The 17,460-nt window shown below is 73.9% G+C and carries 20 protein-coding genes and 1 tRNA gene; 11 read left to right on the top strand and 10 right to left on the bottom strand.

Translation table 11 applies throughout. From position 1 onward, the window contains the following. Positions 1-80: 80 nt before the first annotated feature. Positions 81-599, top strand: a complete 519-nt coding sequence (locus L3X23_RS23345; protein ID WP_237194523.1) for a VOC family protein — start codon at positions 81-83, stop codon at positions 597-599. A gap of 140 nt (positions 600-739) precedes the next feature. Continuing rightward, positions 740-1,909 carry an LCP family protein gene (locus L3X23_RS23340; RefSeq protein WP_237194522.1) on the top strand — a complete coding sequence of 390 codons (1,170 nt, stop codon included), beginning with the start codon at positions 740-742 and terminating at the stop codon, positions 1,907-1,909. Positions 1,910-1,949: 40 nt separating this feature from the next. Here L3X23_RS23340 and L3X23_RS23335 read toward each other — a convergent pair whose 3' ends face one another. Continuing rightward, on the bottom strand, positions 1,950-2,867 hold the full coding sequence (locus L3X23_RS23335) for a Ku protein (RefSeq protein WP_237194521.1): 918 nt from the start codon (positions 2,865-2,867) through the stop codon (positions 1,950-1,952). A gap of 26 nt (positions 2,868-2,893) precedes the next feature. Between L3X23_RS23335 and L3X23_RS23330 the strand changes: the two genes are divergently transcribed. The 3 genes from L3X23_RS23330 to L3X23_RS23320 all read left to right on the top strand — a co-directional run bounded on the left by L3X23_RS23330 (position 2,894) and on the right by L3X23_RS23320 (position 4,676). Beyond that, complete coding sequence (locus L3X23_RS23330; RefSeq protein ID WP_237194520.1) at positions 2,894-3,760, top strand: DNA ligase; 867 nt, start codon at positions 2,894-2,896, stop codon at positions 3,758-3,760. A 65-nt stretch (positions 3,761-3,825) separates the two neighbouring features. Further along, complete coding sequence (locus L3X23_RS23325) at positions 3,826-4,008, top strand: Rv0909 family putative TA system antitoxin (protein WP_237194518.1); 183 nt, start codon at positions 3,826-3,828, stop codon at positions 4,006-4,008. Positions 4,009-4,067: 59 nt separating this feature from the next. Then, positions 4,068-4,676: a putative glycolipid-binding domain-containing protein gene (locus L3X23_RS23320; RefSeq protein ID WP_237194517.1), complete on the top strand. Its 609-nt coding sequence runs from the start codon at positions 4,068-4,070 to the stop codon at positions 4,674-4,676. Between the two features lie 18 nt (positions 4,677-4,694). Here L3X23_RS23320 and L3X23_RS23315 read toward each other — a convergent pair whose 3' ends face one another. Continuing rightward, positions 4,695-5,261 carry a TetR/AcrR family transcriptional regulator gene (locus L3X23_RS23315; RefSeq protein ID WP_237194516.1) on the bottom strand — a complete coding sequence of 189 codons (567 nt, stop codon included), beginning with the start codon at positions 5,259-5,261 and terminating at the stop codon, positions 4,695-4,697. 63 nt (positions 5,262-5,324) lie between these two features. Between L3X23_RS23315 and L3X23_RS23310 the strand changes: the two genes are divergently transcribed. Beyond that, positions 5,325-6,119: an SDR family oxidoreductase gene (locus L3X23_RS23310; protein ID WP_237194515.1), complete on the top strand. Its 795-nt coding sequence runs from the start codon at positions 5,325-5,327 to the stop codon at positions 6,117-6,119. On the opposite strand, the gene L3X23_RS23305 is transcribed toward L3X23_RS23310, so the two are convergent. The 4 genes from L3X23_RS23305 to L3X23_RS23290 all read right to left on the bottom strand — a co-directional run bounded on the left by L3X23_RS23305 (position 6,103) and on the right by L3X23_RS23290 (position 11,621). Then, positions 6,103-7,044 carry a prephenate dehydrogenase gene (locus tag L3X23_RS23305; protein ID WP_093086712.1) on the bottom strand — a complete coding sequence of 314 codons (942 nt, stop codon included), beginning with the start codon at positions 7,042-7,044 and terminating at the stop codon, positions 6,103-6,105. The genes L3X23_RS23310 and L3X23_RS23305 overlap by 17 nt on opposite strands. A 121-nt stretch (positions 7,045-7,165) precedes the next feature. Next, complete coding sequence (gene asnB, locus L3X23_RS23300) at positions 7,166-8,995, bottom strand: asparagine synthase (glutamine-hydrolyzing) (RefSeq protein WP_237194514.1); 1,830 nt, start codon at positions 8,993-8,995, stop codon at positions 7,166-7,168. Positions 8,996-9,106: 111 nt separating this feature from the next. Beyond that, positions 9,107-10,393: an amidase gene (locus L3X23_RS23295; protein ID WP_237194513.1), complete on the bottom strand. Its 1,287-nt coding sequence runs from the start codon at positions 10,391-10,393 to the stop codon at positions 9,107-9,109. A gap of 10 nt (positions 10,394-10,403) precedes the next feature. After that, on the bottom strand, positions 10,404-11,621 hold the full coding sequence (locus L3X23_RS23290) for a M20 family metallopeptidase (RefSeq protein WP_237194512.1): 1,218 nt from the start codon (positions 11,619-11,621) through the stop codon (positions 10,404-10,406). A 78-nt stretch (positions 11,622-11,699) separates the two neighbouring features. Between L3X23_RS23290 and L3X23_RS23285 the strand changes: the two genes are divergently transcribed. The 3 genes from L3X23_RS23285 to L3X23_RS23275 all read left to right on the top strand — a co-directional run bounded on the left by L3X23_RS23285 (position 11,700) and on the right by L3X23_RS23275 (position 12,889). Further along, positions 11,700-12,218 (top strand): tRNA adenosine deaminase-associated protein, encoded by a 519-nt coding sequence (locus tag L3X23_RS23285; RefSeq protein WP_093086702.1) that lies wholly within the window; start codon positions 11,700-11,702, stop codon positions 12,216-12,218. An 89-nt stretch (positions 12,219-12,307) separates the two neighbouring features. Continuing rightward, on the top strand, positions 12,308-12,775 hold the full coding sequence (locus tag L3X23_RS23280) for a nucleoside deaminase (RefSeq protein WP_237194510.1): 468 nt from the start codon (positions 12,308-12,310) through the stop codon (positions 12,773-12,775). Between the two features lie 26 nt (positions 12,776-12,801). Beyond that, positions 12,802-12,889, top strand: a tRNA-Ser gene (locus L3X23_RS23275). Positions 12,890-13,001: 112 nt separating this feature from the next. Here L3X23_RS23275 and L3X23_RS23270 read toward each other — a convergent pair. Further along, positions 13,002-13,400, bottom strand: coding sequence for a muconolactone Delta-isomerase (locus L3X23_RS23270; protein ID WP_237194508.1), 399 nt, complete (start codon positions 13,398-13,400; stop codon positions 13,002-13,004). A gap of 19 nt (positions 13,401-13,419) precedes the next feature. Between L3X23_RS23270 and L3X23_RS23265 the strand changes: the two genes are divergently transcribed. Beyond that, a complete protein-coding gene (locus L3X23_RS23265) occupies positions 13,420-13,989 on the top strand; it encodes a TetR family transcriptional regulator (RefSeq protein ID WP_237194507.1) in 570 nt (189 codons plus the stop codon). Positions 13,990-14,023: 34 nt separating this feature from the next. After that, entirely contained in the window at positions 14,024-14,782 is a 759-nt protein-coding gene (locus L3X23_RS23260) for a DedA family protein (protein ID WP_237194506.1), read from the top strand. 42 nt (positions 14,783-14,824) lie between these two features. On the opposite strand, the gene L3X23_RS23255 is transcribed toward L3X23_RS23260, so the two are convergent. Genes L3X23_RS23255 through L3X23_RS23245 form a run of 3 tightly spaced genes read right to left on the bottom strand, consistent with a single transcriptional unit; the run spans position 14,825 to position 17,450 of the window. After that, positions 14,825-15,820 (bottom strand): pyridoxal-phosphate dependent enzyme, encoded by a 996-nt coding sequence (locus tag L3X23_RS23255; RefSeq protein WP_237194505.1) that lies wholly within the window; start codon positions 15,818-15,820, stop codon positions 14,825-14,827. Next, positions 15,817-16,659 carry a GHMP kinase gene (locus L3X23_RS23250; protein ID WP_237194504.1) on the bottom strand — a complete coding sequence of 281 codons (843 nt, stop codon included), beginning with the start codon at positions 16,657-16,659 and terminating at the stop codon, positions 15,817-15,819. Before L3X23_RS23250 ends, L3X23_RS23255 begins: the two co-directional genes overlap by 4 nt. Then, on the bottom strand, positions 16,656-17,450 hold the full coding sequence (locus L3X23_RS23245; protein WP_237194503.1) for a Rossmann-like domain-containing protein: 795 nt from the start codon (positions 17,448-17,450) through the stop codon (positions 16,656-16,658). Before L3X23_RS23245 ends, L3X23_RS23250 begins: the two co-directional genes overlap by 4 nt. Positions 17,451-17,460 lie beyond the last annotated feature (10 nt).

The following is a 17,460-nucleotide window of genomic DNA, read 5'->3' as shown; positions in this document are numbered from 1 at the left end:
CGGTGGGTCGTCGACGTCGGGCGGAATGTTGCGCGTGCAACTACCGTTGACGACGACACCACGACCGAAAGGGGAGTCCGATGCCGCAGCCCGAGGGAGCCGAGCTCGAGGCGGTCCGCGCCCGGCGCAAGGACCTGCGCGACAAGTACCTCCAGGCGCCCGCCGACCGCGCGCCGACGACGGTGCAGGGTGTCCACCACATCGCGCTGATCTGCAAGGACGTCGAGGAGACGATCCGGTTCTACCAGGAGGTGCTGGGCTTCCCGCTCGTCGAGCTGGTGGAGAACCGGGACTACGCGGGGTCGAGCCACTTCTTCTTCGACATCGGGGCGGGCAACCTGCTCGGGTTCTTCGACTTCCCCGGCCACGACCACCCGGCGTTCAGCGAGACGATCGGGGCCGTGCAGCACCTCGCGCTGTCCACCTCGCCCGAGGAGTTCGAGAAGGCCAAGGCCCGGCTCGACGCGGCGGGGATCGAGTACCTCGGCCCGGACCGTGGCGTGGACAACAGTCTCTACATCCGGGATCCCAACGGGGTGGGCCTGGAGTTCTACCGGGAGGAGCTCGGTCGCTTCGAGGGCGAGCCGCTGCTCGGCTGAGCAGCGGGACCGGCGGGCGCTGATTCCGACACACCGGGCAACCGGCGGGTGGTTCAAGCGTCCTAGGGGTGAGGGACGGGTACGGCCGTCTCGCTACCGTGGGCTCGCACCGGGACCACCAGACGTCGGGAGAGGGCGCCATGACCGGACCTCGCGGACCCCAAGGCCCGCCGCCGCGCCGTGGCGGGGGTCCGGGGTGGACGAACCAGCCGCCCCGCCGCCCCGGCCCGCCGCCCGGGTACCAGGGCGAGGGCCCGACGCGGCGGATCCCGTCGAACCAGCTGCCGCCCCACACCCGGGTGATGCCCTCCGGCCCGCCGCCGCGCCAGGAGTACCGGCCGCCGGTGCAGACGAGGGCGCCGAAGGTGCGCAAGCCCCGCCGCTGGGGGCGGCGGATCAAGTGGATCGCGCTGGCGCTGCTGGTCGCGCTCGTGGGCTGGGGCGTGTACCTCGACCAGAACATGAACCGGGTCGAGGCGCTGCCCGCGGGGTCGACGGCGGAGTCGTCCGGCACGAACTGGCTGATCGTGGGCTCCGACAGCCGCGCGGACCTCTCCGCCGAGGACGAGGAGCGGCTCGGCACGGGAGACGCCGCGGGCCAGCGCACCGACACGATCATGCTGCTGCACTCCGGCAGCTCGGGATCGGTGCTGGTCAGCCTGCCGCGGGACTCGTACGTGCCGATCGACGGGCACGGGACGAACAAGCTGAACGCGGCGTACGCCTTCGGCGGCCCGCAGCTGCTGATCTCGACGGTGGAGGCCGCCACCGGCCTGCACATCGACCACTACGCCGAGATCGGGTTCGGCGGGTTCGTCGACGCCGTGGACGCCATCGGCGGGGTGGACCTCTGCGTGCCGCGGGCGATCAAGGACCCGAAGGCGGCCCTGGACATCCAGGCGGGCTGCCAGGAGCTCGACGGGCAGACCGCGCTCGGCTACGTCCGCACCCGCGCGACGGCCGGCTCGGACTTCGACCGGGTGCAGCGCCAGCGGGAGTTCCTGTCGGCGCTGATCGCGAAGGCCACGAGCCCCACCACGCTGGTCAACCCGTTCCGCGTCGTGCCGCTGGCGGACGCCATGACGGGCCTGATCACGGTCGACTCCAGCGACCACATCTGGAACATCGCGCAGCTCGGCCTGGCCATGCGCGGGGTGACGAACGGCGGCGTCGCGACCACGGTCCCGGTCGGCGGCACCCCGACGATCGGCGGCCAGTCGGTGGTCAGGTGGGACCGGGACCGGGCGAGCCAGCTCTTCGACAGCCTGCAGAAGGACCAGACCCCGCCGGAGTCCGCCCACGGCCCGTGAGTGGCGATAGTCGCTCTAGCGACTATCGCCACTCACAGGGTCAGGCGGTGCGGCGTTTGCGGGTCGTCGCGGGCTTGTCCTCCTCGGAGGACTCCTTCTTCCGGCGCGCCGCGGGCTTGCGCGCGGGCTTCTTCTCGGGTTCGGGTTCGGGCTCCGGGTCGGCCTTCGCCCCCGCCTTGCCCTTGGCGGCCTCGACGCTGGCCTGGAGGGCGGAGAGCAGGTCGGTCATGGAGTCGCCCTCGTCCTCCTTCTTCGCCTCGACGGGGGCGGGGCGGGCGTCGCCGTGCTCCTTCTTCGACTCGATCAGCTCCAGCACCGCGTCCCGGTACTCGTCGTGGAAATCGGCCGGGTCGAAGTCCGCGCCCATGCTCTCGACCAGCGAGGACGCCATCTTGAGCTCCTGCGGCTTGAGGTCGACGTCCTGGTCGAGGATGTCGAACGCGGGCTCGCGGACCTCGTCCGGCCACAGCATGGTCTGCAGCACGATCACCTTGTCCCGCACCCGCAGCAGGGCGAGCGACTCCCGCTGCCGCAGCGCGAACCGGACGACCGCCATCCGGTCGGTCTCGGCGAGCGCCTCGCGCAGCAGCGCGTAGGGCTTGGCGGCCTTCGTCTCGGGCTCGAGGTAGTAGGCCTTGTCGAACAGCATCGGGTCGATCTGGTCCGCGGGCACGAACTCGATGACGTCGATCTCGTGGCCGGAGGCGACCGGCAGCGAGTCGAGGTCCGACTCGTCCAGCGTGATGAGCTCGCCGTCCTCGGTCTCGTACCCCTTCACGATGTCCGCGTACTCCACGACCTCGCCGCACACGGTGCACGTGCGCTTGTAGCGGATCCGGCCGCCGTCCGTGCCGTGGACCTGGTGGAACCGGACGTCGTGGTTCGTCGTGGCCGAGTACAGCTTGATGGGCACGGAGACCAGCCCGAAAGACACGGCACCGCTCCACATCGCACGCATGGTGACAGCATGACGGGGTGCAGCCCATGCTCGCCACTCCCGGCACCCTCCCGACGGGGCCGGAGTGGGTCTACGAGGTCAAGTGGGACGGCATGCGGCTGCTCGCGGACGTGGCCGACGGTGTTTTGCACCTGTTCACCCGGGGCGGGCGGGACGTCACCGCGAGCTTCCCGGAGCTGGCGGCGCTGACCACGATCGCCCCGGACGTGCTGCTCGACGGCGAGGTCGTCCTCCTGCAGGACGGCGTGCCGAGCTTCGCCGCCCTGGCCGACCGGCTGCACCGGCCGGTCCCGCGGCCGCGCACGCCGGTCACCTTCATGGTGTTCGACGTGCTGCGGCTCTACGGGGTCCCGATCGGCGAGCGTCCGCTGCACGAACGCCGGGCGACCCTCGAGCGGCTCGACACCTCGGGCGTCCCCACCCTGGCGTTGTCGCCGACCTATACCGACGGACGGGCGTTGTGGGAGGCGACCGCGCGGCGCGGCATGGAGGGCGTCGTGGCGAAGCGGCGCGACGCGCCCTACGGCGGCCCCGGCTGGGTGAAGGTGACCCACCGCCACACCCAGACCTGCCTGGTCGGCGGGTGGCGGCCGGGGCGGGGCGTGCTGCTCCTGGGCGTGCCCGACGGCGACGCGCTCGCCTACGTCGGCCGGGTCGACGCCCGGACCGCGGAGCAGACCCTGTCCGACCTGCTCAGCGGCAGTGAGCGGGCGTCCGCGCCCTTCGTCGAGCGTCCGCCGCGGGCCGACGCGGCGGGGGTGCACTGGTGCGAGCCGGTCGTCGCCGTCGAGGTCGCGCACCTGGGCTGGACGGCCGAGGGCAGGCTGCGCGAGCCCGCCTTCCGGGGGGTGCGGGCGGACGTCGAGCCGGAGGAGGTCCGCCGGGAGGGCTAGTGCCTCGGGGGCGCCGGGGTGTTTGATGGCGCACGATCACGAATGCTCGAGAAGGGGGCACCACCGTGGTGGATTTCGACGCGCTCAAGGGTCAGGCCGAGAAGCTGGTGAACGAGCACGGCGAGGCGATCGAGCAGGGCGCCGAGAAGGTGGGCGAGATCGTCAAGGAGAAGTTCGGGCACGCCGAGCAGGTCGACGCGGTCGTCGACAAGATCAAGGACTTCGTCCCCGACCAGCCCGCGTCCTAGCCACACTCGGCCGATCCCGGGCGGTGCGCCCGGGCCTCCCGCTCCCTACGGTGGTGTCGATGACGACCATGCTCACCTGGCAGGCCGAGGGCAGGCCGGGCCTCGAGGGGGTCCGGGTGCACTTCGGTCCCGGCCCGCTCGGGTTCCGGGCGCTCGGCCGGATCGTGCGCCCGGATCCCTCCGGCGACCTCACGGCCTCCTACAACCTCGTCGTGCGCGAGGACGGCACGCTCCTGCGGCTGTCCGTCACCGCGGCCACGATGGCCGCCGAGAAGCACCTCACGATCCAGCGCACCGACGACGGCTTCTGGCTGCTCGACGACGGGTCCGGCTCGACCCGCGCGGACTTCGACGGCGCCGTGGACCTGGACCTGGAGTTCAGCCCGCTGTTCAACTCGCTGCCGATCCGCAGGCTGGGCCTGCACCGGGAGGCGGGTGCGGTCGAGGTGCCGATGGTGTTCGTGTCCTTGCCGGACCTCACGGTCACCACGGCCGTGCAGGAGTACCGGACGGTGCGGGTGGGGGCGGGTGACGTCCCGGCGCAGGTCGGGTTCACCTGGGAGGACTTCTCGGCGGACCTGGCGGTGGACGTCGACGGCTTCGTGATCTCCTACCCCGGCCTGGCCGCGCTCCTGTCCAGCGAGCGGGTGGACGCGGCCACGGCGTAGCCCGCGCGGCCGCCCGGGTCAGCTCCGCACCGCCGCCACGGCCTGCGCGAAGTGGGCGGCGAGGACCCCGCCCTCGGCGACCCACCGGTCGGTCGCGACGTCCAGGCAGGCCAGCGCCGCGGCGGCGATGGCACCCGCCGCCGACTCGCCCACCGGCGCGCTCTCCGGGCGGGCCGCCAGCTCCGGGATGAACAGGTCCACCCAGCCCTGGTGCTTCTCGGCGCGCCGGGCCCGCAGCGCCGGGGTCTCCACGCACATCCGGCCGATGGCCCGCTCCCGCGCGGGGTCCCACTCCGGCGCCGACTCCAGTTCGTCCGCCACGGCGAGCACGGCCGCCCACGGCCCTTCGGTGCGCGGGCGGGCGCGCAGCGCCGCGGCGATGCTCTCGCCCGTGCCCGCGACGGAGCGCAGCACGAGGTCCTCCTTCGTGCCGAAGTACCGGAACAGCGACCGCCGCGAGATGCCAGCGCGTGTCGCGATCTCGTCCATCGTCACCGCGTCGAACCCGTGCTCGACGAACAGGTCCATGGCGGCCGCCGCGATGTCGTCCTGCACGGTCCGCCGGGTCTGCTCCCACAAGCTCACGACCCCAGCGTAACTCACGATGCCAACCTGGCACTCAGTGTCAGGTGGGCATACAGTGCATACATGGATCACCGCAGCCAGACCGTCCTCATCACCGGCGCCAGCTCGGGCATCGGCGCGGCCTTCGCGCGCGAGGTCGCCCGTCGCGGGTCGGACCTCGTGCTCGTCGCGCGTCGGGCCGCGCGCCTCGAGGCCCTCGCCGCCGAGCTGCCCGACGTCACGGTGCACGTCATCCCCCTCGACCTCGGCCGACCCGAGGCGCCCGCGGAGCTGCTCGCCGAGGTCGACCGGCGCGGCATCGAGGTCACCGCGCTGGTCAACAACGCCGGGTTCGGCGACCACGGGCAGGTCCACGCGCAGGACCCGGACCGGCTGCAGCAGATGGTGCAGCTGAACGTCGGGACCCTGGTGGGCCTGAGCCGGGCGTTCCTGCCGCGGCTGCGGGCGGGCACGGGCTACCTGGTCAACGTCGCGAGCGTGGCCGCGTACCAGCCGATCCCGAACATGGCGGTGTACGCCGCGTCGAAGGCCTTCGTGCTGAGCTTCACCGAGGCGCTCTGGTACGAGACCAGGGGAACCGATCTGCGGGTGCTGTGCCTGTCCCCGGGGCTGACCAGCACCGAGTTCCTCGACGTCGCGGGGGACGCCGCGGCGGGCCGGGCGACGGCGATGCAGACCCCGGAGCAGGTCGTGGCCACCGCCCTGCACGCCCTGGACGGCCGCTCGACCCCGAGTGTGGTGTCGGGTCGGGTCAACCGGGTGACCTCGAACCTGCACCGGCTGTTCCCGCGGCGGCTCGGCGTCGAGCTGACCGCCCGGGTGACGGCGAGCGGGGAGCCCGCTACTTCCAGCCGCTGACCACGTCTCCCCGGCGGCCGAGCTCGCGGAGCTCGGCCAGGGCGTTCGGGCCCTCGAGCGACACGGCGAGCCCGAGCGGCTCGCGGGTGGACTTCCAGCGCTGCCGCGCGAGGTAGCCCGCCTCGACGGTCGCCTTGAGCCCGCCCGTGGAGGCCAGCGCCCCGCGCATGACGCCGAGGCGGCCCAGCGCCTCGTCGACCGCGGCGAGCAGGGCGGGCCGGTTGCCCTCGCACATCGCCAGGGTCAGCTCCGGCCGCGTGCCCGCCACCCGGGTGCCGTCGGCGAACGAGCTCGCGGACAGGGCGAGCGCCAGGTCGTCGTCCGGGTCCCCGGCGCCGACGCTCGCCAGGACCGCCGCGAGCAGGTGCGGCAGGTGCGAGATCCGCGCGACGGCGAGATCGTGCTCGTCGGACGCCGCGGGCACGACCCGGGACCCGCAGGCCCAGGCCAGCTCGGCGACGTCTCGCCACACCTCGAGGTCCACCCCGTCGTCGGCGATGACGACCCATGCGGCGTCCCGGAACAGCGCGCCGTCCCCCGCGGCCCAACCGGACTCCGAGGTCCCGGCCATCGGGTGCCCGCCGACGTACCGGGCCCGCGGGGCGTAGGTGGTGACCAGGTCCTGCACCGCGACCTTCACGCTCACGGCGTCGGTGAGCCGGACCGTCGGGGCGACGGCGTCGACCCGGGTCAGGATCTGCTCGACGGCCGGGAGCGGCACGGCGACGACGACCAGGGCGTCGGCGTCCGCGGCCTTGCGCAGCGCCGCGTCCAGGTCGGTGTCGACGTCGAACCCGTCCGCCTGCGCGGCGGCCGCCGTGCCGGTCGACCAGGCGACGCCCCACACCTCCCGACCCGCCGCGGCCGCGGCCCGCATCAACGATCCGCCGATCAGCCCGGTCCCGACGACACACAGCGCCCGCATGGCGGAGCAGCGTAGCGCCCACCCGTCATCGAGCCGTGAGCGGCGATGGTCGCTAGAGCGACTCCGCTCGCCCACCCCGCCGCCTCCGGCGGCTGCCGACCCCCGGCCGCCGCTCACGGGTTCAGGTGAGGTCGAGCTGCACGTCGTAGTCCCGGAGCCAGGCGTCCAGGTCGAGGACGCGTTCGAGCTGGGTGCGGGCGCCCATGTCGTGGGTGCCCGTCATCGGGCCGTCGATGCGGGCGGCGACCCGGGCCCGGTCGATCAGCGGCTCGACGGGGGACCCGCGGCGGAGCAGGTCGGCGGCGCGTTCGCGCAGCGCCTTCTCGTAGGTCTCGTCCTGGGTGGACGGGTAGGGGCTCTTCACCCGCTGCACCACCGACTCCGGCAGCAGGTCCTTCGTGGCGTGCCGGAGCAGGCTCTTCTCGCGGCCGTCGAAGGTCTTGTGCGACCAGGGCGTGCCGAACACGTACTCGACGAGCCGGTGGTCGCAGAACGGCACGCGCACCTCCAGGCCCACAGCCATGCTCATCCGGTCCTTGCGGTCGAGCAGGGTGGGCAGGAAGCGGGTCAGGTAGAGGTAGCAGATCTCGCGCATCCGGCGTTCGTGCGGATCGTTCGCCGCGGGACCGGTCAGCTCGGGGACCTCGGACAGCGCGCGGCGGTACTGCGCGTCGACGTAGTCGTCGAGGTCCAGATCCACCGCCAGCAGGCTCGGGCCCTGCTTCATCATCCGGCCCGCGATCCACGGGAAGGTGTCCGCGGCGACGGTGTCCGCGTCGTGGAAGTCCCGGTAGCCGCCGAAGACCTCGTCGGCGGACTCTCCGGACAGCGCCACCGTCGACTGCGCGCGGACCGCCTTGAACAGCAGGTAGAGCGAGGAGTCCATGTCCCCGATGCCGGCCGGGATGTCGCGGGCGTGCAGCGTCGCGGACCGGACGGCCGGGTCCATCAGCTGGTCGGTGGTCAGGCGGATGTCGGTGTGGTCGGTCCCGACGTACTCGGCGACCTCGCGGACGTACGGGGCGTCCGGCGTGCCCCGGACGTCGTCGGGGGTGAAGTCCTCCTCGTAGCCGGTGAAGTCCACCGCGAACGACCGCACGGCGCCGTCGGTGTACTGCTGGGCGAGCGCGGTCAGGGCGCTGGAGTCGAGGCCGCCGGAGAGCAGCGTGCCCAGCGGGACGTCCGCGATCAGCTGGCGCTTCGCGGTGTCGTCGAGCAGCTCGCGCACCCGCCGGACCGTGGTCGGGACGTCGTCGGTGTGGCCGGTGTCCTGCAGCTGCCAGTACCGCTCCTCCCGGACGCCGGCGCGGGACACCCGCACGACGTGACCGGGCGGGACCTCGCGCAGTCCGGCGAACACGGCGTTCGACGGGTCGTGGACCCAGCTCAGCAACCGGCGCAGACCGTCGCGGGTCACCCGCCGCTCCACCGCCGGGTCGGCCAGGATCGCCTTGGGCTCGGAGCCGAACCGGACGCCGTCGGCGGTGGGCAGGTAGTACAGCGGCTTGACGCCGAGTCGGTCCCTGACCAGCAGCAGCTCCTCCGCCTCCGGGTCCCAGACGGCGTAGGCGAACATCCCGTTCAGGCGGCGGACCGCGTCGGCACCCCATTCGCGGTGCGCGCGGAGCACGACCTCGGTGTCGCTGTCGGTCCGCCACGGGCCGCCGAGCTCCGCGCGCAGCTCGCGGAAGTTGTAGGTCTCTCCGGAGTAGACGATCGCGAGCTCGGGCTCACCGTCCCGGCGCGCGTCGAGCCGCATCGGCTGCGCGCCGCCGGGGAGGTCGATCACGGCGAGCCTGCGGTGCCCGAGGGCGGCGTGCCGGTCCACCCAGGTGCCTTCGGCGTCCGGGCCCCGGCAGGACATCGTCGCCGTCATCGCGTCGAGTACCGCGCGCCGCTCCGGCGCGCGCTGGTCCGCTCGGAAGTCGATCCACCCGCAGATGCCGCACATGTCTGCCGCCTTTCGTCGCAATCTGTTACGCCTGTGTTACTCGATTGCAAGACGAAACGTTGCTCGACGCAACAGCAGCAACGGTGTTACGCGGTGAGGTCGATCACTCGCTCAGCGTTCGAGCACGCCGGCGACGCGCAGGATCCCGCGCTCCTCCAGGCGGCGGCCGACGATCTGGACACCGGCGGGCAGGCCCTCGTCGGGGGCCGGGACGGAGATCGCCGGCCAGCCGGTCAGGTTGAAGGGGCAGGTCAGGTCCAGCAGGTCCGTGCGGACCGGGTGGCCCTGCGGGGTCCGCCGCTCGCCGATCGGGGTCGCGCGCAGCCGCGTCGTCGGGGCGATCAGCACGTCCATGTCGGCGGTGGCCGCCGCGAACTCGGCCGTCAGCCGACGACGGGTGCGCTGGGCCGCCACGTACCGCCAGGCGGGTGCGTCCGCGACCGCACCGAGCCGCTCCGCCGTCTCGGGCTGGTAGGGGGCGCCGTCGGCGAGCCACCGGCGGTGCGTGGCGTAGGCCTCGGCGCTGACGATGTCCGCATAGACCCCGGCGAGCTCCGCGACGAAGGGCGTCCGGATCTCGACGATCTCCGCACCCGCCTTCTCGAGCAGCCGGATCGAGGCGTCCAGCGAGACGTCGTGCGCGTGCCAGTACTCGTCGACCAGCACGCCGACGTGCGCGCCGGAGATCCCGGGCGGCTGGATGCCGCCGCCGGTCCCGTCCGGGCGGGACAGCACGTCCCACGCGACCGCGGCCGAGTGCGTGTCGGCGGCCAGGACCCCGACGGTGTCCAGGGTCTCGGCCAGCGGGAACACCCCCTCGGTCGACAGCACGCCGAACTCGGGCTTGAGTCCGACCACCCCGCAGAGCGCGGCGGGGGTGCGCACGCTGGCGCCGGTGTCGGTGCCGAGCGCGAGCGGCACGTACCCGGCCGCGACGGCCGCCGCGGACCCGGAGGACGAGCCGCCGGTGATCCGGGTGGGGTCGTGCGGGTTGCGCGTCGGGCCCGCGGCCGAGACGTCCCCGGTGGTGCCGTAGGCGAACTCGTGCGTCGCGAGCTTGCCGACGATCACCGCGCCCGCCTCGCGCAGCCGGGTGATCACGGGGCCCTCGCCTGCGGCGGGGGTGTCCGCGGTGACGGCCGAGCCCGCCCGCGTGGGCAGCCCGACGACGTCGAACAGGTCCTTCACCCCCACCGCGACCCCGTGCAGCGGGCCGCGCCACTCGTGGCGGGCCAGCTCGGCGGCCCGCTCCTCGGCCACCCGCTCCGCGTCCGGCGCGATCGCGACCACGGCGTTCAGCGGGTCGTCGCGGAGCCTGGCCAGCGTCTCGCGCACGTGCTCGACGGGGGAGAGCTCCCCGGAACGCAGGGCCAGGGACAGATCGCGGACGCTCAGCACGCCCCCGATCTCACCCCATGGCGAGGGCGGCGTAGAGGGCGACCCCGGCGGGCATGGCCGACTCGTCGAAGCGGACGCGGGCGGAGTGGTTGGGCGCGGCCTCGTGCGGCGCGGTCCCGGGCGGGCAGGCGCCCAGGAACGCCAGCGCGCCGGGCACCTTCTGCAGGACGTACGCGAAGTCCTCCGCGCCCATGATCGGGGTCGGCATGGTGTGCACCCGGGTGTCGCCGAGCAGCCGCCTGCCGGTGTCCGCGAGCCGCGCGGTGGCCGCCGGGTCGTTGACCGTGACGGGGTAGCCGGGCTCGATCGCGACCTGCGCCGTGCAGTCGTGGGCGAGCGCGGTGTGGGTGCAGACCCGCTCGATCTCCCGGCACACTGCCCGTCGGACGGGCTCGGACATCGTCCGCAGCGTGCCCTCCAGCTCGGCGGTCTCCGGGATGACGTTGTCCGTGGTCCCGGCCGTGATCCGGCTGACGGTGAGCACGGTGGGATCGTGCGCGTCCACCTTCCGGGTGATCATCGTCTGGAGCGCGCCGACCATCGCGGCGGCCGCCGGGACCGGGTCGACGGCGTGGTGCGGGGCCGAGGCGTGCCCGCCGCGGCCGGTGACCGTGACCCGCAGGACGTCCGCGGCCGCCATGATCGGGCCGGGCCGCAGGTGCAGCTCGCCGGTCGGCATGGTCGCGCTGACGTGCAGCGCGAACGCCGCGTCCGGACGTCCGCCGGGACCGTGCCGCGCCAGCAGCCCCTCGTCGATCATGTGGCGGGCGCCGTGGAAGCCCTCCTCGCCGGGCTGGAACATCAACACGACCCGGCCGGAGATCTCCTCCCGCCGCTCGCAGAGCAGCCGCGCCGCGCCCGCCAGCATCGCGACGTGCAGGTCGTGGCCGCACGCGTGCATCCGGCCCGGGACCTCCGACGCGAACGCGACGCCCGCGCCCTCCTGTACCGGCAGCGCGTCCATGTCCGCGCGCAGCAACGTCGTCCGGCCCCGGCGCGCGCCGTCGAGGACGGCGACCACGGAGGTGAGGTCGCGGCCCCGGTGCAGGGTCAACGGCAGGTCCGCCAGCTCCGCGATCAGCAGGTCGCGGGTGTGCGGCAGCCGGAGCCCGAGCTCGGGGTGTCGGTGCAGCGCCCTGCGGAACGCGACCGTGCGCGGCTGCAACGCCCGGGCGGCGCCGAGGAGAGCGGCCGGTGAACTCGGCAGCGCGCGCTGGAGGTCGGGCATCCCTCGATCCTGTCACCGCGGTGACGTCCACCCGAATTGTGGTTTGTACCACACCGGAAAGCGGCCTACCGTGGGGACATGCCCGTGCAGAGCGTCGAGGCGCCGACCCAGGTGAAGGGTTCGTCGCTGCCCGGATACGCGGTCGCCGCGATCCGCGAGGAGGGGCGCTGGCGCTGTGTCCGCCTGGAACCGGACGCGCTCGTCGACCTCGACGCGGCGATCACCGAGCTGCGCGGGCTGCGTTCCACCGGCGCGGTCGTCGGCCTGCTGGACGTGGACGACGAGTTCTTCGTGCTGCTGCGCCCGGTCCCCGGCGGCGTCACCCTGATGGTGTCCGACGCCGCGGCCGCCCTGGACTACGACGTGGCCGCGGACGTGCTCGACCTGCTGCGGATCGACCTCCCCCCGGACGAGGACGCCCTCGACGACGACCCCTGGCCCGAGGGCGACCTGGCGATCCTCGCCGACTTCGGCCTGCCCGCCGAGGAGCTGCACATCCTCGCGGGCGAGCTCGAGCTCTACCCGGACGAGCAGCTGGCCGTGATCGGCCGCCGCTGCGGGTTCGGCGACCAGCTCGCCGCCCTCGTCGGGCGCTGACCGCGACTCCCGCCCGCGCGAGTCCGCCTCTCGGACACGCGAGTCGGACATCGGGGCGGTGCGAGTCGGACGCGCGGCATCATGGGCGCGTGCACCCCATCCCGACCGACGTGGCGCTGCTCGGCCGCGCCCTCGACGTCGCGCGGGGGGCCCTCGCCAGTGGTGACGTGCCGATCGGGGCCGTGGTGGTGGACGCCGACGGCCGCGAGCTCGCGGCCGCGGCCAACGCCCGGGAGGCCCTCGGCGATCCCACCGCCCACGCGGAGGTGCTGGCCCTGCGCGCGGCGGCGGCGGTGCGGGGGGAGTGGCGGCTGTCGGGTTGCACCCTCGCGGTGACCGTCGAGCCCTGCACGATGTGCGCGGGTGCGCTCGTCCTCGCCCGGGTCGAGCGGGTGGTGTTCGGCGCCTGGGAGCCGAAGACGGGCGCGGCGGGCTCGCTGTGGGACGTCCTGCGCGACCGGCGGCTCACCCACCGACCCGAGGTCGTGGGCGGGGTCCGGGCCGAGGAGGCCGCCGACCTGCTGCGCGGGTTCTTCGCGGGGGGCCTGCGGGACTGAGCGACCGGGCTTGTAACCTTGTCGGCGGTAGCGTGTCCGAGCGGCCGAAGGAGCGCGCCTCGAAAGCGCGTGAGGTGCAAGCCTCCGTGGGTTCAAATCCCACCGCTACCGCCAGCCCTGCCAGGGCGAACGCCGGGCCTCCCCTGAGGGAGGGCCCGGCGTTCTGGTCTGCGGTCTCGGTCCGCGCCCAGGAGGCGCGCCGAAGGGGGGCCTGTGTCTCGGCGCGTCATGCAGCTCCCGCAGTGGCGCGCACCGGGGTCGGGAACGCCGGGTGGGCGGTCAGTGCGGTGATCTCGATCGAGTGGTAGCGGAAGATCGGCAGTGTCCGGAGTGACGCATCGAGCGCCTCGGGGCTCTCGGCGTTCCAGATCCCCACGCTGGTGCCGCTGTCGGGGAGCCGCCACAGCCAGGCGATCGTGCCCGCGCCGATGAGGGCCGTCGCGACCGCGCGCTCCCGCGCCATCAGCTCGTCGCGTTCCTCGGCGGACAGCGTGGACAGCTCTCCGGTCGGCGTCGCCTTCACGAGGTAGTTCACGGTGACCCCCAGAATCGTCGAGCGACAAGGCACGCAGGATGTGATGTCGTGCTGTGACATCAGCGTAGCGCTGATGTCGCGGTGTGTCATCACCCTGTATCGTCGACGCGTGCCACGGTGGGAGCAGGGCAGCGAGGAGCGACTGAGGGCGGCCGCCCTGCAGCTGTTCCGCGAGCAGGGGTTCGAGAACACCACCGTCGTCGAGATCGCGCGGCAGGCCCGGGTCACCAACCGCACGTTCTTCCGCTACTTCTCCGACAAGCGCGAGGTCCTGTTCGCCGACGCGGACGGCCTGCGCGCGGCCCTCGTGGAGCGGCTCCTCCAGGTGCCCGATGTCGCGGATCCGCTCCGGGTGGTGGTCCGGGTGCTGGCCCGGCACGACTGGGAGGGCCTCGCTCCGCGCCGTTCCCTACGGGAGCGGCAGGCCGTCATCGCGGCGAACCCGGAGCTCCTCGAACGCGACCTGGTCAAGCAGCACGCCATGGCACTCGGGTTCGCCGAGGCCCTCGCGCGGCGGGGGGTCGACGAGCGCGCGGCGCGGATCGCGGCCCGGGTCGGGGTCCAGGTGTTCCTGACGGCCTACGAACAGTGGCTCGAGGCGCCCGAGGGCGGCGCGGACCTGGCGCAGATCAGCGAGGACCTCCTGTCGACGCTGGGTTCACGGACGGCCGCTCGTTGACCGTGCCGGTGCGGCATGGTGTGAACTGGTCCGCATGACGGGGAGAAGGCGGCGCAAGGACTACTCGCCCGAGGAGATCGAGGAGGCCAAGCGGGCGTGGCGAGAGGCCATGCCCTGGGAGCACCCGATGTCGCGCGGCGACAAGGTCCTGGTGTTCTCGACGCTCGCCGTCCTGGTGCTGATGCTCGGCTCGATGCCGTTCCGCCCCTTCCTGATCGCGGAGCACCCCATCGCGCTCAGCGCGGTCACCGGCAGCCTCTCCGCGGTCGGCGCGGGCGCGGCGTTCGCCCGGATCGGCGAGGGCGATTTGTGGCTGGTGGTCGCGGCGGGCGTGTTCGGGATGGTCAAGTTCGACTGGCTGTTCTGGTTGGCGGGGCGGCGCTGGGGCGAGAAGATCGTCACGCTGTGGGCGCCGGGCGCGTTCGCGCAGCGGTTCGTCGCGCGGGTGCGGTCCTGGCCGCGCTGGGCGATGCCGCTGGCCGTCGCGGCTTCGGCCCTGCCGGGCATCCCCGCACCCGCCGTGTTCGCCGTGGCAGGGCTCTCCGGCATGCGGGTGATCCCGTTCCTGCTGGCGGACGCGCTCGGGGCCCTGGCGATGACCGGCCTGGTCGCCGGGCTCGGATACGGGATCGGGCAGCACGCGGTGGACGTCGTGCTGCTCGTGGACCGGTACGCGCTGTGGATCACCCTCGGCCTGATCGTGCTGGTCACGGTGCGGGCGACGATGAAGGGCGTCAAGCAGGACAAGGCCCGCAAGGCCGCGCAGGCCGAACAGGCCGACGCGGAGAAGTAGGCCACCCGAGGTCGTGCGTGGTAAGTGGTGCTCTGGCACCACTTACCACGCACGGGCGCCGTCAGGCGCGGGTGCGCCCGCCCACTCCCGACGGGACCAGGGCAGGGCGAGGCGGTCCTCGTGCGGGGCGAGGTGGTCCAGCGGGACCGCCTCGGCGTGCCGCGCGAACACCGCCTCGACGTACCGGTGGCCGGTGTCGGGGGAGACGAACACGGTGGTGCGCGCGGCCGAGCGTTCCCACCGGGCCGCCAGGTAGGCCGCCCCGGACGACAGCCCCGCGAACACCGCATGCTCCCGCAGCAGGGCCACCACGCCGGACAGTGCGGCGCCGAAGCCCGTCCAGTGGATCACGTCGTACGCGCGGTGCCGGACGTTCCCGAACGGGATCGAGCTGCCGATGCCCGCGATCAGGATGTCCGGGTCGGCCACGCTCTCGCTGCCGAACGTCACGCTCCCGAAGGGCTGCACGCCCACGAGCCGGACCGGCCCGGTCTCGCGCAGGTAGCAGGCCAACCCGCCGGTCGAGGCGCCCGACCCGACCCCGCCGACCAGCGTCAGCGGGGTCGGGCCCAGCGCCGCGCGGACGCGCTCGGCGACCGCGCGGTAGCCCAGGTAGTGGATCTCGTCGTGGTACTGGCGCATCCAGTGCAGCCGCGGGTCTGCGGCCAGGAGCTCGCGGATCCGGGCCACCCGCCGGGACTGGTCGAGCTTGAGGTCCGTCGAGCGCGGCATCCGCTCCAGGGTCGCGCCCAGCAGGCCGAGCTGGAGCTCCGTCGGCCGGTCCACCGTGGTCGACCCGACGATGTGACAGCGCAGCCCGTGGCGGTGGCAGGCCAACGCGAGGGCCACCGCGTAGATGCCCGACGAGCTGTCCACCACCGCGTCCCCGGGCGCGACCGCGCCGGTGTCCAGCAGGTGCCGCACGGCGGCGTCCGCACTGAGCACCTTCATCGTCTCGAAGCGCAGGCAGAACAGGTCGGGGGCGAGGCGGATCAGGTCGGGGCGGCCGAGGGCGTCGGCCGCGTGGTCGTCGATCATGCGGGCACCAGGTCGCCGACCAGGAACGCTCCGGTGACGGGCAGGCCCTCGGCCCGCAGCGCGGCCGCGGCGGCTCCCGGGTCGTCGGCCGGGTCGAGGAGCAGCCCGGCGACGTTCCCGCTGTGCGCGACCTGCACGCCCAGCGCCCCCGCCCGCTCCGCGGCCCGCAGCAGCGGACCGAGGTCGGAGCGGTTCAGCCGGGCGCTCGCCGTGGCCACCCGCGCGACGCCCGCCGCGTCCCCGCGGTCCAGCGCGGCCCGCAGCCGGGCCAGCAGGATCGCGTAGGCGCGCTCGTGCCGCAGCGGCGGCGCGGTCGCGGGGGTGTCCACCGGCCCGCCCAGCACCGACCCGACGACCCGCAGCGGCGGCAGCGCGTCGGCCAGGGTCTCCAGCACGTGGCCGTCGCGGGGGGCGAACAGCCGGACCCGGACGTCGTCGAACATCAGGGGGTCGCTCGCGGCCTCCGCCGCCACGGCGATCCGGGCGATCTCGGCGGCGGCGAGCTGGACGCCGTGGCCGCAGGCCACCGCCCGGATGGTCGCCACGACGTCCGCGGTCGAGGAACCCATCCCCAGCCCGGGGGCCACGCCGCCGGACAGCACGACCCGCCCCCCGACGCCGTCGGCGAGGCGGGCGCGGGTCAGCGCCGCGGCGCGCGCCGCCTTGGGACGGTGCCCGGGGCCGACCGTGATGCTGGGGCCCGGCCCCGGCTCGAAGCGGGCGTGCACCCGGCGGCCCGGGTACGGGAGCGTGACCAGGCCGGGGCGGAGCACGCCGTCGGTACCGCGGAAGGCGCCCTGCAGGAGCTCGCCGTGGTGACACGGACAGGACCCGCTCACGGCTGGGCCCGGTAGCGGTAGAGCACGGTCGGGTCGGCGCTGAACTGGGAGAACGGGAACGGCTCCGCCGAGAGCGCGGTGACGCCCCGGCCGAGGAACGCCCGCGCGACGGCCGCGCCGGTCTGGGCGTAGATCGTCAGCGGTATCCCGCGCGCCCGACACTGCGCGACGATCCCGTCGAAGGTGCCGTTGGCCAGCGTCATCCCGGTGGCGACGACGGCGTCCGCCCGGTCGATGACCTCCTCGGCCGAGTCCGAGACGACGTCTCCCCACTGCGTGGTCCGCAGGTCGAGATCGCACGGCAGGCACTCGGCGCCGCGGTCGCGGATCGCCGCGACCAGCGGGTTCACCACGCCGATCAGCGCGACCCTGGCCCCTTCGGGCACGTCGAGCAGGCCCGCGACGGCGGCGTCCCGCGCCACGGCCCGCTCCTCGGGCGTCCCGTCCGGCAGCGTGACGCGTTCGGGCACCGGGTCGTCGCGGAAGGGCAGCTCGGCGGCGAGCAGCGCGTCCAGTGCGGCGATCCGCACGGGATGGGGCGCGGTCTCGAGCAACGTGGTGATCGGGCTGCCGGAGAGGTCCTGGCAGGCCACGGGATCGAGCTCGCCGGCGCGGACCGAGGCGGCGCCGAACGCCCGGCCGCAGCGGACCAGCACGTAGTGGTTGCGGTAGGTCACCGCGCCGCCCGCGAGCCGGGTGCCGTGGCCGATCCAGAACACGCTGGTGGCGACCCGGTCGGTCGACTGCGCGAACAGGTCGGCGACGGAGGGGACGGTCAGGGGGGAGGGCATGGCTTAAATG

The organism is Pseudonocardia sp. WMMC193 (genome assembly GCF_021728735.1).
Classification (GTDB): domain Bacteria; phylum Actinomycetota; class Actinomycetes; order Mycobacteriales; family Pseudonocardiaceae; genus Pseudonocardia; species Pseudonocardia oroxyli.
This window is presented reverse-complemented; position numbering and strand designations above follow the sequence as displayed.